The 13,625-nt window shown below is 66.9% G+C and carries 16 protein-coding genes; 5 read left to right on the plus strand and 11 right to left on the minus strand.

Annotated elements, in window-relative coordinates; genetic code table 11:
• Window positions 1-206 precede the first annotated feature (206 nt).
• From GRI75_RS13605 to GRI75_RS13635, 7 genes are all read right to left on the minus strand, one after another.
• Window positions 207-848 carry a glutathione S-transferase family protein gene (locus GRI75_RS13605; RefSeq protein WP_160747548.1) on the minus strand — a complete coding sequence of 214 codons (642 nt, stop codon included), beginning with the start codon at window positions 846-848 and terminating at the stop codon, window positions 207-209.
• A 51-nt stretch (window positions 849-899) separates the two neighbouring features.
• Window positions 900-1,340 (minus strand): SRPBCC domain-containing protein, encoded by a 441-nt coding sequence (locus GRI75_RS13610; RefSeq protein ID WP_160747549.1) that lies wholly within the window; start codon window positions 1,338-1,340, stop codon window positions 900-902.
• 13 nt (window positions 1,341-1,353) lie between these two features.
• Entirely contained in the window at window positions 1,354-2,028 is a 675-nt protein-coding gene (locus GRI75_RS13615; protein ID WP_202389775.1) for a glutathione S-transferase family protein, read from the minus strand.
• A 112-nt stretch (window positions 2,029-2,140) separates the two neighbouring features.
• Window positions 2,141-2,635, minus strand: a complete 495-nt coding sequence (locus tag GRI75_RS13620; protein WP_160747550.1) for a VOC family protein — start codon at window positions 2,633-2,635, stop codon at window positions 2,141-2,143.
• A gap of 2 nt (window positions 2,636-2,637) precedes the next feature.
• Window positions 2,638-3,351, minus strand: coding sequence for a DUF1428 domain-containing protein (locus GRI75_RS14850; RefSeq protein ID WP_160747551.1), 714 nt, complete (start codon window positions 3,349-3,351; stop codon window positions 2,638-2,640).
• Between the two features lie 11 nt (window positions 3,352-3,362).
• The gene (locus GRI75_RS13630) at window positions 3,363-4,034 is read right to left on the minus strand and encodes a glutathione S-transferase family protein (RefSeq protein WP_160747552.1); all 672 of its coding nucleotides are present in this window, start codon (window positions 4,032-4,034) and stop codon (window positions 3,363-3,365) included.
• 78 nt (window positions 4,035-4,112) lie between these two features.
• Window positions 4,113-4,550 (minus strand): VOC family protein, encoded by a 438-nt coding sequence (locus GRI75_RS13635; protein WP_160747553.1) that lies wholly within the window; start codon window positions 4,548-4,550, stop codon window positions 4,113-4,115.
• Between the two features lie 70 nt (window positions 4,551-4,620).
• On the opposite strand from GRI75_RS13635, the gene GRI75_RS13640 reads away from it, so the two are divergent.
• Entirely contained in the window at window positions 4,621-5,325 is a 705-nt protein-coding gene (locus GRI75_RS13640) for a winged helix-turn-helix transcriptional regulator (RefSeq protein ID WP_160747554.1), read from the plus strand.
• Here GRI75_RS13640 and GRI75_RS13645 read toward each other — a convergent pair.
• Together GRI75_RS13645 and GRI75_RS13650 are read right to left on the minus strand one after the other, a co-directional pair.
• On the minus strand, window positions 5,311-5,952 hold the full coding sequence (locus GRI75_RS13645; RefSeq protein ID WP_160747555.1) for a glutathione S-transferase family protein: 642 nt from the start codon (window positions 5,950-5,952) through the stop codon (window positions 5,311-5,313). The two genes, GRI75_RS13640 and GRI75_RS13645, sit on opposite strands and share 15 nt — an antisense overlap.
• Window positions 5,953-6,021: 69 nt before the next feature.
• A complete protein-coding gene (locus GRI75_RS13650; protein ID WP_160747556.1) occupies window positions 6,022-6,858 on the minus strand; it encodes an oxygenase MpaB family protein in 837 nt (278 codons plus the stop codon).
• A 147-nt stretch (window positions 6,859-7,005) separates the two neighbouring features.
• Here GRI75_RS13650 and cobS point away from each other — a divergent pair, with 147 nt between their 5' ends.
• Both cobS and GRI75_RS13660 read left to right on the plus strand, forming a co-directional pair.
• Window positions 7,006-7,989 (plus strand): cobaltochelatase subunit CobS, encoded by a 984-nt coding sequence (gene cobS, locus GRI75_RS13655; RefSeq protein ID WP_202389776.1) that lies wholly within the window; start codon window positions 7,006-7,008, stop codon window positions 7,987-7,989.
• 136 nt (window positions 7,990-8,125) lie between these two features.
• Window positions 8,126-10,276 carry a transglycosylase domain-containing protein gene (locus tag GRI75_RS13660; protein ID WP_160747557.1) on the plus strand — a complete coding sequence of 717 codons (2,151 nt, stop codon included), beginning with the start codon at window positions 8,126-8,128 and terminating at the stop codon, window positions 10,274-10,276.
• Between the two features lie 167 nt (window positions 10,277-10,443).
• On the opposite strand, the gene truA is transcribed toward GRI75_RS13660, so the two are convergent.
• A complete protein-coding gene (truA, locus tag GRI75_RS13665; protein WP_160747558.1) occupies window positions 10,444-11,190 on the minus strand; it encodes a tRNA pseudouridine(38-40) synthase TruA in 747 nt (248 codons plus the stop codon).
• Window positions 11,187-12,101, minus strand: coding sequence for a methionyl-tRNA formyltransferase (gene fmt, locus GRI75_RS13670; RefSeq protein WP_160747559.1), 915 nt, complete (start codon window positions 12,099-12,101; stop codon window positions 11,187-11,189). The genes truA and fmt overlap by 4 nt, the downstream gene beginning before the upstream one ends.
• 174 nt (window positions 12,102-12,275) lie before the next feature.
• Between fmt and recR the strand changes: the two genes are divergently transcribed.
• Together recR and GRI75_RS13680 are read left to right on the plus strand one after the other, a co-directional pair.
• Window positions 12,276-12,872: a recombination mediator RecR gene (gene recR, locus GRI75_RS13675; RefSeq protein ID WP_160747560.1), complete on the plus strand. Its 597-nt coding sequence runs from the start codon at window positions 12,276-12,278 to the stop codon at window positions 12,870-12,872.
• A 183-nt stretch (window positions 12,873-13,055) separates the two neighbouring features.
• Complete coding sequence (locus tag GRI75_RS13680) at window positions 13,056-13,622, plus strand: peptide deformylase (protein ID WP_160747561.1); 567 nt, start codon at window positions 13,056-13,058, stop codon at window positions 13,620-13,622.
• The last annotated feature ends 3 nt before the right edge of the window (window positions 13,623-13,625 follow it).

A 13,625-nucleotide genomic window follows, 5' to 3' on the forward strand; every position in this document is an offset into this window, starting at 1 on the left:
TGGCCCTTCGTGGCTTCGTGTGATCGAAAATCCTCCCTGTTCGGCGCAGCCGAATGGGGAGGGGGACCGCGACACCGCAGGTGTCGTGGTGGAGGGGTAAGGCCCGCCAGACCCCTCCGTCAGACGCCTGACGGAGTCTGCCACCTCCCCATTCCCGCCCCTCCGTTCGTGGTGAGCCCGTCGAACCACGACCTGCGCGTCGTCCCTCAAGCCGGCTGCGCCGCCTGCATCTCGGCGATCAGCGCCCCGTCGATCGCCTTGCCCGCCTGATACGCCTCCCGTTGCCGCACGCGTTCGGCATAAGCGGAGAGGCTGTCGCGCGCCGGGATCGTGCCGAACTGCATGCCCCAGTCGACATGCGAGCCGACATAGACGTCGGCCATCGTGAAGCGGCTGCCGCAGACGTAGTCGCGCCCGGCGAACCAGCTTTCCAGCGCGTCGACAACTTTGTCATAGCTGCCCCAGCCGACGGTGATCTGCTTCTTGCGGTCGTCTCCGCTGTCGAAGCCGAAGGCCTTGGCGGTGACCGCCGCTTCGAGCGGTCCGGCGGCGAAGAACAGCCAGCGGAAGTAATCGGCCTTCTCCTCCTGCCGCGGGAGCAGTTCGGGCGCGGACATTTCCGCGAGGTAGTGGCACACGGCCGCGGCCTCGCTCACCGCATGGTCGTGCCCGCCATGATGGTGGATCACGGTCGGCAGCTTGCCCAGCGGGTTCGCGTCGAGCAGGGCCTGGGGCTTGTTGTCCCAGTCCACGAATACCGGTTGATAGTCGGCGTGCGCCTCGTGCAGAGCCCAGCGGGCAATCTGCGCACGCGACATCGGATTGAAGAAGAAGGTGTACTCGGCCATCGAATCGCCCTCCGTCCAGAAGCGGAACATTGCAAGAACAAATCCTACAAGTCAAGCAGCTTCGCAAAGCGCCTTGAGCTGGTCGGCGCAGGCGCCCCAGCCTTCGGTGAAGCCCATTTCCTCGTGCCGCTTGCTGTCCTCCTCTTTCCAGTGCCGGGCACTGGCGGTGTAGCGCGTTCCGCTGCCTTCGGGTTCGATCGACCAGATGCCGATCATGAACGGCCCCGCAGGTTCGAGGTCGCCGACGATCGCATCGGTGGAGGCGAACCGGTGCCCTTCGTCCCAGGCGAGCACGGTTCCCGGATGCGAATGGACCTCGCCGTCCGGCCCGTACATCGTGCAGTTCGACACTCCGCCGGGCCGCCGCTCCAGCCGGTCGAACTCGGCGCGCCACGGCTTTGGGCACCACCATTCCTCCATCCGGTTGACCATGACGTCCCAGACTTTCTCCGGCGGGGCGTCGATGAAGCGGGTTACGCTAAGCTCATGCATGGGGTGGTCTCCTTCAATCCCGATCAGGGGCACCGTATGGAAAGAATGCGCGATAGGGCCGCGCGTCGTCCACGCAGCGAACGACTGCGGGCAGGGCGAGTAGCTCCGCACGCAGGGCGGCGAGGCGCGGGCAGTCGGCGGGGATCGGCTCGACCCAGTCGGCGTAGAACAGCGACGGGGCGGCTGCGCAGGTGACCAGCGAAACGTGCGGGGGCAGGGCGTTCTCGCCGAGCCAGCGCTCGAGCCAGGCATAGGCTTGGCGCAGCCGCGCCTGGCCGGCCGCCACTTCCGCCGCATCGGGGCTGTCGCGCAGGCCTTTTCCGGGATTGTCGCGGTCGGCGAAATGCGCCGCGATGACCCGCTGCATGCTGCCCATCACGTAGTTGTCGAACACCCGGTCGAGCATCCGCACGGTCGCCGCCTCGGCCGGGTCGCCCGGGATCAGCGGAGCGGGGCCGGGGTGGTAAAGTGCCAGATGCTCGACGATCGAGCTGGTCTCGACCACCACTGTCCCGCCGTCCACCAGCACCGGGAACTTGCCCGCGGGGTGGACCTGCCGAAGAAAGTCCATGCTGTAGCCGTCGTCCGGCCCCAGCGCGCGGAACTCGAACGCGGTTCCGTTGGCATAGAGCGGGATCAGTGCTTTCCAGGTGTAGGACGAGAACGGGTGTCCGTAGAGCGCCAGCATCACTAGATATTCTCTCCGCATGTCTTCATGCCGCGAGCGGGATCTTCGATCTTTCCCCTCCCGCAAGCGGGATCTTCGATCTTTCCCCTCCCGCAAGCGAGAGGGGAGAAGATCACGCTTCGGCAGGTTCGCCTTGCGCCGCCGCTTCCAGAGCAGCGATGTCGATCTTCCTCATCGTCATCATCGCCTCGAAGATTCGCTTGGCGCGCGCGGGTTCGCCGCCCATCGCCTCGGCCAGGAGGCGCGGGGTGATCTGCCAGGAGACGCCCCACTTGTCCTTGCACCAGCCGCACATGCTTTCCTCGCCGCCATTGCCGACGATCGCGTTCCAGTAGCGGTCGGTCTCTTCCTGGTCCTCGGTGATCACCTGGAAGGAAAACGCCTCGCTCTGCTTGAAGTGCGGCCCGCCGTTGAGGCCGAGGCAGGGAATGCCCAGCACGGTGAAGTCGACCGTCAGCGGTTCGCCTTCCTTTGCCGACGGGTTGTCCGCCGGCGAGTTATGGACTTTGCCGACCGAGCTGTCGGGGAAAGTCTCGGCGTAGAAGCGCGCAGCTTCCAGCGCGTCCTTCTCGTACCACAGGCAGATCAGCGCTTTGTTCGTGGCCATGGTCATCGGCCTTCGACGAACAGCGGCTGGAAGCCACCGAAGATCATCCGCCCGCCGTCGAACGGCATCTCCATTTCGCGCATGACCGGGTCGTCCATGATCCCGGCCATGCCGGCATCCCGCGTGGCTTTGTCCGGCCATTCGATCCAGCTGAAGACGACCGTCTCGTCCTCCTTCGCCTGCACCGCGCGTTTGAAGTCGGTGACCTTGCCGTCCATCACGTCGACGCCCCAGCTCTCGACCAGCCGGGTAGCCCCCAGCCTGCGGAACGCCTCGGACGCAGCCTTGGAGAATTCGACGTACTTGTCGCGGTTGGCGGAAGGGACCGCGGCGACCATGCCGTCAAGATAGCCGAACGGCCCGCCGCCTTCGTCCATGATGCACTCGAACCCGGAATAGACCATCCGCTTCGGGTCGAACGGCATCTCTGGCGGCATCTGCATTCGCTCATCGGATTCCATGCGCTTGCCCGCTTCGTCGCAGGTCGCCTTGTCCGGGTATTCGATCCACGAGAACACGACGTTCTCGCCCGGCTCGGCAGCGACCGCACGCTTCATGTCGGTCTGCTTGCCGTCGGGCACGTCGTCGCCCCAGGCTTCGACGATGCTGGCGGCGCCGAACTCGGTGAACATCGGCGCGGCGTCCGCGGCCATCTTGAAATAGCCGTTCTTCTTCTCGTTGGGGACGGGCAGCAGGAAACCTTGGATGTACGTCATTGTCACTCTCCTCAGGCTGCTATGGGTGGTTCTTCGCTGAAGGCCTCGAGCTGGGCTTCGATGGCCCGGCCGAACGCGGGCCGCTCCATGCCGCGCTCGAGATAGGCGGCGAGCGACGGGAACTTGCGCAGCTGGCCGTTCCGGTCGAACTCGCGGAGCGTGGTGACCAGCGCGATGTCCGCGATGGAGAAGTCGCCGGCGATCCATTCGCGCTCACCCAGTGCATCGGTCACGCGGGAAAGCTTCTTGTCGATCGTCTCGAACAGGATCGGCTTGCGCGCTTCGGCCCAGTCCTCCCCGGCATGGAAGATCAGCACGCTGGCCTGCTCCATCGCGACCGGTTCAATGCTGTTGTAGGCGGCGAACAGCCAGCCGAATACGTCGGCGCGGGCCTGTCCGGACTGCGGCAGCAGGCGGCCCTCCCGCTCGGCGAGGTGCACCAGGATCGCGCCGCTTTCGAACAGGCGCAGGGCGCCGTCGCGGACTACAGGCACCTGGCCGAACGGCTGTTCGGCATAGAACCATTCGGGCCGGTGCATCGCGCTGATCGGCCGCTCGCGATAGGCCAGGCCCAGTTCCTCGCAGGCCCAGCGCGGGCGCAAGTCGCGCACGAAGCCGCGGGCGAAATCCGGCACCCAGTCGAAGCAGGTGATCTCGATGGTAGCATTCGGATCGACAGGCATCGTCAATTCCTTTCGCTGGCAATTGGTAGGACGGAGCCGAACGGCCGATCCCTCGGCCGCGCCGGTCCGAATGGGCGTTCAGGCCAGTGCCTGCTCCGCCACGGTCTCGCCTTCGGGCACGGCGCCCATGTTCATCCAGACGTTCTCCCAAATGTGGCCGTCGGGATCCTCGAAGCTGCGGCCGTACATGAAGCCCATGTCCTGCTTGGGCGTCGTATCGGCCTTGCCGCCGGCCGCCACGGCCTTGTCGACGATCGCGTCGACATCGCCCTGGCTGTCCTGGCTCAGGCACAGCAGCACTTGCGCCGTCTCGTGCGCGTCGGGGATCGTCTTGCTGGTGAAGGTTTTCCAGAAGTCGTGCCGCAGCAGCATGACCACGATCTCGTCCGACCACATCATTGCAGCGGCCTGCTCGTTGGTGAACTGGGGGTTGTTGGTGAAGCCGACGGCTTCATAGAACGCCATCGACCGGGGCAGGTCCGTCACCGGCAAGTTCACGAAAATCATCCGGGGCATCGCTTTCTCCTTCCATCCTCTGCGACTCGTCACTTGCGATTCGTGGCCCATCAAGTTACTAAAGGCAACCATGAAGTTACTAAAAGAAACTAAGCCTCTGTCAGATCACGGAAAATGGTACCAGGACGCATGCGGCACGGCCTTCGCGATGGAACTCGTGGGGGAGCGCTGGTCCATGCTGATCGTCCGCGAGCTTATGCTGGGCGGACGACGGTTTTCGGACTTGCGCGCCAGCCTGCCCGGGATTTCGGCCAAAGTGCTTACCGAACGGCTCGCGAGCCTGGAGCAGGCCGGGGTGCTGATCAGACGCAAGCTGGCGCCGCCCGCCGCTACGCAGGTCTATGAACTCACCGAGTGGGGCTACTTGGCGGAACCGGCGATCCAGGAACTCGGCCGCTGGGCCGCGCGCTCCCCGCAGCACAACCCGCAGCTCCCGCTCTCGCCGGTCTCGTTCATGCTTTCGCTGCGCACGTTGATCGATCGCGAAGCGGCGCGGCATTTGGAGACGACCGTCGGCTTCACCGTGTCCGGCGAGAGCTTCCTGGCTGAGCTGCGCGACGGGCAGATGCCGGTTCGCCGCGCGCAGCCGGGGGAGGGCGAGATCGGGTTCGAAGCCGACGAACCGCTGCCCCTGCTGCGCGTGTTCTATGGCAAGCAGCCGATCGAAGCGGCGCTGCACGACGGTGGGATCAGGCTGACGGGCGACCAGGCGCTCGCCGAGCGCTTCGTCGCCCTGTTCGGCCTTCCGCCGAAGGTCGACCTAGCCGCCGAGTGACGCGAGTACCGTCGCTTCCTCTTCGGCCACCTTGCGCCAGGCCGGGCGTGCGGCGGTGCGTTCGAACCATGCGGCGATCTTCGGATGGCGCGCCGTGTCGAGCGTCCAGCCGGCGTAGCTCAGCGTCTTGATCGACGAGGCGAGGCCGATGTCGCCGACCGAGAAGGTGCCGTCGAGCCAGCCGTCCTCGCGCAGTTCGCCTTCGAGATAGTCGAGCGGGCGCAGCACGGCCTCCTCGGCGGCCGCTGCAGCCGTCTCGTCGCCTTCGGTGCCGAAGATCTTCGGCCGCAGGAAGCGGTTGAGCACGATCGGCGCGGCGGCGGGGATCAGCACGGTATCGATCACTTCGTCGAACCACACCGAGCGGCCTCGCGAGCGCGGCTCCGCCGGCAGCAGCGGGGGCTCGGGATACTGCGCATCGAGGTAGGTCACAATCGCGGTCGAGTCGGCCAGGCAGAAATCGCCGTCGGAAAGCGCCGGAATCTTCTTGAACGGGCTGATCCGCGCGAACTCTTCGGTCGGCTGGCTGGGATTGCTTGGCTCCCATTCGTAGTCGAGCCCCTTCTCGCTGGCCGCGACAGCCACTTTGCGCACGAACGGCGACAGCGGGAATCCGTAAATCTTCATGGTGCATCTCCTCCCCTAAGTCTTGCCGATTGATACAGCGCGATCGCGACACGTCCAATGCCGGCGCGATCAGCGGCCGAAGGCCCAGCGCAGGGTCCGGGCGATGCCGAACGTCGCCGCGCGGACCGGCAGGGCCTCCGCGCCGCCGGAGCGCAGATCGAGCATCGTTCGCGCATAAGGCGGCAGCAGGTCGACCGCCGCGGCGGCCAGGAGCGGCTGTATCGCGCCCACTCCGCGCGGCCGTTGCTCCAGGATCAGCCTGGCGATGGCTTTGGCCTGTTCGCTGCCTTGCAGGTGCGGCTGCATCGTCCGTTCGAGTTCGGCGGCCTCGCTGCGGCTTTCCGGCACCGGGTCGGCCCCCAGCTTGCGCGCGATGATCGCCGACTGGCGGAAATAGGCGTCCTGTTCGGCCAGGGGCATCGCCGGCTGGACATAGCGCAAGTGTGCTTCGAGGAAGCTGGTCGCCTCCGCGAGGTGGACCCAGGCAAGCGTCCGCGGATCCCGCGCGGAGTAGGGCGTGCCGTCGGCCAGCCGGCCTTCGACCGACCCATGGATGCGGTTGACCCGCTCGATCGCCGCTTCGGCGTCATCTCGATGTCCGTAAGTCGTGACGGCGATGAACCGCGCAGTACGCCGCAGCCGGCCGTGCATGTCGGCGCGGAAGTCGGAGTGGTCGAGCACGCCCTGCAGCGCGTGCGGGTGAAGCATCTGCAGCATCAGCCCGCGCATTCCGCCGACCATCATCGCCACCACGTCGGCATGGACCATGCGGATCGGAGAGTTCCGCTCGAACAGCGCATCGTCGGATGGCTGGACCGGCCGTTCGCCCGCCTCGATGTCGTTGAACATGGCGCGAACTTCGCGCACCAGGCGCCGGCGCAGCGCGTCGGACGGCGACAGCTTCATCAGGCGATTGCGCAACGACACAGGGCCCTCGCTCTCGATACGGCAGCAATGCCTACGAAGCGCCTGGCGCACCGTCGAGTCATCTTGCGCTGCCGCCGCCATTGCCGGTTGCAGCACCCAACGCGCGCGTCTAGGCACGCCGACGCGATGAACGAGATGACCAACACCCATGGCGACTCAGGCACGGCGATGTCCGCGCCCGACAAGGAAATCGACGTCCGCGAGACGTTTGGCGTCGATATCGACTGGAAAGTCCCCGCCTTCTCCAAGGCCGACGACCGCGTGCCCGATCTCGACGAAGGCTACGTCTTCGATCCGGACACCACGCTCGCGATCCTCGCCGGCTTTGCGCACAACCGCCGGGTGATGATCCAGGGCTATCACGGCACCGGCAAGTCGACCCATATCGAACAGGTGGCCGCCCGCCTCAACTGGCCCTGTATCCGCATCAACCTGGATGCCCACATCAGCCGCATCGACCTGATCGGCCGCGACGCCATCGTGCTGCGCGACGGACTGCAGGTGACCGAGTTCCGCGAGGGCCTGCTGCCGTGGGCGCTGCAGCATCCCGTGGCTCTGGTGTTCGACGAATACGACGCCGGCCGCCCGGACGTGATGTTCGTCATCCAGCGCGTGCTGGAACAGGCCGGCAAGCTGACCCTGCTCGACCAGAACCGCGTCATCCGCCCGAACCCGTGGTTCCGCCTGTTCGCCACCGCCAACACGGTCGGCCTCGGCGACACCAGCGGCCTCTATCACGGCACCCAGGCGATCAACCAGGGCCAGATGGACCGCTGGAACATCGTCACCGCACTCAACTACCTGCCGGCCGAAACCGAGCTGCAGATCGTCAAGGCCAAGAGCACGCTCGAGCCGAAGAAGATCGCCGACATGATCCGCGTCGCCGATCTTTCGCGCCAAGGCTTCATCAACGGCGACATCTCGACCGTGATGAGCCCGCGCACCGTGCTGACCTGGGCGCAGAACACCGAGATCTTCGGCGACATCGGCTTCGCCTTCCGCCTGACCTTCCTCAACAAGTGCGACGAGGCGGAACGGATGCTCGTGGCGGAATACTACCAGCGCGTGTTCGGCGAGGAGCTGCCGGAGAGTGTGGTCGCGAAAGCTTGAGCGCGAATCCTCCCCCCTCCTCTTCAGAGGAGGGGCCGGGGGTGGTGGAAGCACCGTGAAACGTCGCGTCCTGCCTCCGCATCGCACGCTGATGAAACCGCTCGCAATCGCTGTATTGTTAGGATAACACAGCGGAATGGCTGCCTGGCGTCCCTTCGCTAACAGCAAGCCCGCGCGCGGCGGTCCGGAGGATCCGGGCTATTACGCGCTGCAGGAGCCGCCGGGCGATCCCTGGGCCGATCGCCTGGACGAGGTCGACCGCTACCTCGAAGCCGACCGCGAACAGCCGAAGAAGGCCCGCACGCGCTGGTGGTGGTTCAGCCGGGGCGTGGCGGCGTTTCTGGCGCTGCTCATCCTCCTGGCGCTCTGGCTCGCGTTCACCGCGCCGCTCTCCAAGTCGCTGCAGCCGATCGCCCCGCCGCAGATCACGCTGCTCGCCGCCGACGGCACGCCGATCGCCCGCAACGGCGCGATCGTGGACGAGCCGGTCCAGGTCGAGAAGCTGCCGCCGCATGTCGTGCAGGCGTTCCTCGCGATCGAGGACCGGCGGTTCTACAGTCACTGGGGTGTCGACCCGCTCGGCATCGCCCGCGCGTTGTGGGGCAACCTGACCAGCAGCCGTACGCAAGGCGGCAGCACGATCACTCAGCAGCTCGCCAAGTTCACGTTCCTGACCCCGAAGCAGAGCCTCACCCGCAAGGCGCGCGAGGCGCTGATCGCCTTCTGGCTCGAGGCCTGGCTGAGCAAGGACGAGATCCTCGAACGCTACCTGTCGAACGCCTATTTCGGCGACAACACCTACGGACTGCGCGCCGCCTCGCTGCACTACTTCTACCGCCATCCGGAGCGGCTGAAGCCGGAACAGGCGGCGATGCTCGCCGGCCTGCTGCAGGCGCCTTCGCGCTATGCGCCGACCAACAACTTCGACCTGGCCGAGCAGCGCATGCGCACGGTGATCGGCGCCATGGCCGATGCAGGGTACATCACCGCGGCGGAGGCGAGGGCGATGCCCACGCCGCGGCTTGACGTCCGCCCGCGGAACGACCTGCCGACCGGCACCTACTTCGCCGACTGGGCGCTGCCCGAGGCGCGCAGGCTTAGCGATGTCGGCTATTCGCGACAGACGCTGCGCACCACGCTCGATTCCCGGCTGCAGGGGATCGCCCGGCGCGTAGTCGGCAATGCTCCGCTGGGAGGGGCGCAAGTGGCGCTCGTGGCGATGCGCTCCAACGGCGAGGTCGTGGCGATGATCGGCGGCAAGGACTACGCCGCATCGCCCTTCAATCGGGCCACCCAGGCGCGGCGCCAGCCTGGATCGACCTTCAAGCTGTTCGTCTACCTTGCGGCGCTCGAAGCCGGGATGACGCCTGAGACCCTGATCCCGAACACTGCGTTCAAGACAGGGTCCTACCGCCCCAAGAATTCTGGCGGCAATTACTCGGAGAGCATCACCCTGCAGGATGCCTTCGCCCGCTCCAGCAACGTCGCTGCCGTGCGCGTGCTGCAGCAGGTCGGCGACGACGCGGTGATCGAAATGGCCCGCCAGCTCGGCGTGACATCTCCGCTGGCGGAGGGCGACCCGAGCCTCGCTCTCGGCACTTCGACGATGAACCTGATCGAGCTGACCGCCGCTTATGCCGGGGTCGCGGCGAACCAGTTCCCGGTCAAGCCGCGCGCCTTCCCGGCGGCGGAAGCGGGCTGGTTCGACTGGCTGTTCGACGATCGCCACAGCCTGTCGGGCCGGGCTCACGAGGACATCCAGCAGATGCTCCGCCGCGCCGTGAACCGGGGCACGGGGCGGGCGGCAATGCTGTCCGTGCCGAACTTCGGCAAGACCGGCACCAGCCAGGACAACCGCGACGCCCTGTTCGTCGGCTATGCCGGCGATCTGGTCGTCGGCGTGTGGATCGGCAACGACGACAACACTCCGCTTGCCGGGGTCCACGGCGGCGGACTGCCGGCGCGGATCTGGCGGGACTTCATGACCCAGGCCCTCGGCCAGATGGTCGTGCCGCGTCCCTCGCGCCCCACGCCTTCGCCCAACCCCAGCGGTCCGGTCCAGCCGCAGGACGTGCCCGACCTGAGCGACATCCCGCTCGGCGACGGGCGCTCGCGCCTGAGCATCGGCGAGGGGGAGGCCGTGTTCTCGACCGAGATCGAAGGCGTGCCGATCGATCTGCGCGTGGACGAGAGCGGCCTGCAGGTAAACCCAGGCGCGCGTGCCTCGCCCACGCCGCGAGCGACCGCCACAGCGCCCTCGCCGGCTCAGCCACGTCCGGAGCTCTAGCTCCTCTGCCATGGCATCGGTCCTTCGAAACGGGCTCGCGGCCTTTGGCCTCGACCCCTCCTCAGGACGAGCGGGTAAGGTGAGGGTCTCGCTCTCACCGGTTGTCCCCCCATCCCGTTCGTCCTGCGGAGCGAGGACGCAGTCCGAGGGTCTCGAAGGACTAGGCGCTACTCTTCCGGATAGGCCGCCCGAACGAAGTACAGCCCCTCACTCGGTGCGTTGAGACCGAGGGCCGCTCGGTCCTGCGCCGCCAGCGCCTCGCCAACCTGTTCCTCGCGCCACTGCCCCTGTCCAACCAACGCCAGGGTCCCCACCATCGAGCGCACCTGGTGATGCAGGAAGCTGCGCGCAGCGGCCTCGACGATCACGCGGTCGCCCTCCCGCCGGACGTCGAGCCGGTCGAGCGTCTTGAGCGGGTCCCTGGCCTGACAATGGGCGGAGCGGAACGTGGTGAAGTCATGGAAGCCGACCAGCGCCTGCGCCGCCCTGTGCATGGCCTCTGCATCGATCGGGCGGGCGATATGCCAGGCGCGGCCTTTCTCCAGCGTCAGCGGCGCGCGGCGGTTGACGATGCGGTATTCGTAGGCCCGCCCGACGCAGGAAAAGCGCGCATGCCAGTCACCGGGCTTCACCTCGCAGGCGGTCACCGCGATGGGGTTCGGCCGCAGCACGGCGTTGAGTGCCTGCATCAGCCGGAACGGCGCGATGTCCTTCTCGACGTCGACATGGCTGCGCATTGCGAGCGCGTGCACCCCGCTGTCGGTTCGCCCGGCCGAGTGCATCGTCACCGTCTCGCCGGTAATCGCCTGGACCGCCTCCTCGACGCACTGCTGCACGCTGGGGCCGTGGTCCTGCCGCTGCAGGCCCATGAACGGGCCGCCGTCGAACTCCAGAGTGAGGGCGAAGCGGGTCATGGGGCCGTCCGCAGCACCGTCCCTGCCGGCACCGGCTTGCCGCGCAGGAAGGCCTCAGCCTCCATCGCCGGCTTGCCCGCGCGCTGGATCAGCAGCGGGCGGATCGCCGCGTTGCCGCAGGCGATCGTCAGCTTGTCGTCCAGCACCGTGCCTTCGGCGCCGTTGACCCCGACAACGCGCGCCCGCAGCACCTTGATCCGTTCACGGTCCAGCTCGAACCATGATCCGGGGAAGGGCGCGAAGGCGCGCACTTCGCGCTCGATCAGTTCGGCCGGCTTGCTCCAGTCGATCCGCGCTTCGGCCTTGTCGATCTTCGCGGCGTACGTGGCGCCGAAATCCGGCTGCGGTTCCGGCCTGATTTCGTCCAAATGTGCGACAGTCCCGACCAGCAGCTGGGAGCCGATCTCAGCCAGTTCCGCGTGCAGTTCACCTGCGGTCTTCTCGTCCACCGGCACTTTCGCGGTCGCCAGCATCGGACCCGTGTCGAGCCCTTCCTCCATCCGCATGATGGTGACGCCGGTCACGTTATCGCCGGCCAGGATGGACCGCTGGATCGGCGCGGCGCCGCGCCAGCGCGGCAGCAGCGACGCGTGGACGTTGAGACAGCCGCGGGTCGGCCCATCCAGCACCGCCTTCGGCAGGATCAGCCCGTAAGCAACGACGACGGCCAGCTCCGGCTGCAAGGCGAGGAAATCGGCCTGCGCGTCCAGGTTGCGCAGCGTATTCGGATGGCAGACGGGAATGCCGAGCGCTTCGGCCGCGCGATGCACCGGCGATGTCTGTTCCTGCTTCCCGCGTCCCGCCGGGCGAGGCGGCTGGGTGTAGACGGCAGGGATCTCGTGCCCCGCCTCGTGCAGCGCGTGCAGCGTCGGGACTGCAAAGTCCGGCGTACCCATAAACACGACGCGCATTTGGCCCCACTTCCGTTCGCTCTATTGGCGGCGTCGCGCAACTCGTGGTTCGACAAGCTCACCACGAACGGGATAACACCGGTCCGTTCGCCCACGAACGGGACAACACCAGTCCGTTCGCCCTGAGCTTGTCGAAGGGCGACAAGCGCTCCCCGAGCCGATAAAGGGCCTGCCATGGCATCGCAAGAGATCGAGACCCTGGCGAGCGCACTGGCCCGGCTTCCCGGACTCGGCCCGCGCTCGGCGCGCCGGGCAGTTCTGTGGCTGGTAAAGCGGCGCGAGACTGCGCTGGTGCAACTGGTCCAGGCGCTGGCGGCGGTGCAGGATACGCTGGTGGAGTGCTCCATCTGCGGCAACGTCGACACGCGCGACCCTTGCGGCATTTGCGCCGATCCCAAGCGCGACCCGCGCCAGCTTTGCGTGGTCGAGGATGTCGCCGACCTCTGGGCGCTCGACCGGGCGCGTATGTTTACCGGCCGCTACCACGTGCTCGGCGGGCGGCTTTCGGCGCTCGAAGGCATCCGGCCGGAGGATCTCTCGATCGGCAAGCTGATCGAGCGGGTCGCCGAAGGTGGCATCGACGAGGTCGTCCTGGCCATGAACGCCACCCTCGAAGGCCAAACCACAGCCCACTACATCGCCGAGCGGCTCGAGGCGTTTCCCGTCCGGATCACCCAGCTCGCCCACGGCCTGCCCGTCGGCGGCGAACTCGACTATCTCGACGAAGGCACCCTGGCGCAGGCGCTGCGGGCAAGGCGGCCGGTGTCCTAAAATCCTCCCCGGGACGGGGAGGGGGACCGTGCGCAGCACGGTGGAGGGGGCTTACCGGCAGCGCCACGCGAGAAGGCGCACCCCCTCCGTCAGCCGCCTGCGGCGTCTGCCACCTCCCCGTTCCGGGGAGGACCTGGTCCTCGTTCACTTGTCGTTCGGGCGGGAAATGCTTATATTCGCGCGATGGCAATCCGTGAAATCCTTGAAGTGCCGGATCCCCGGCTGAAGATCGTATCCAAGCCCGTCGAGACTTTCGACGATGGCCTGAAGGCGCTCGTCGACGACATGTTCGAGACGATGTACGCCGCGCATGGCATCGGCCTGGCGGCGATCCAGGTGGGCGAGCCGATCCGCCTTCTGGTGATCGACCTGCAGGAGCCGGACGAGGATGCCTCGCCCGAAGATTGCGGCGATCATGGCTGCGGCCACGACCACCGCCCGGTCAAGAACGATCCGCGCGTGTTCGTGAACCCCGAGATCCTTGCGCCGGCCGAAGAGCTGTCGACCTACCAGGAAGGCTGCCTCTCGGTGCCTGACATCTATGCCGACGTGGACCGCCCGGTGCGCTGCCGCGTCCGCTGGCAGGACCTCGAAGGCCAGGTGCACGAAGAGGACATGGAAGGCATGATGGCGGTCTGCATCCAGCACGAGATGGACCACCTGAACGGCATCTTGTTCATCGATCACCTCAGTCGCTTGAAGCGCTCCATGGCGCTGAAGAAGCTCGAGAAGCTCCGCAAGGCCGCCTGATCG

It is taken from the genome of Croceibacterium soli, from assembly GCF_009828065.1.
GTDB classification, from domain to species: domain Bacteria; phylum Pseudomonadota; class Alphaproteobacteria; order Sphingomonadales; family Sphingomonadaceae; genus Croceibacterium_B; species Croceibacterium_B soli.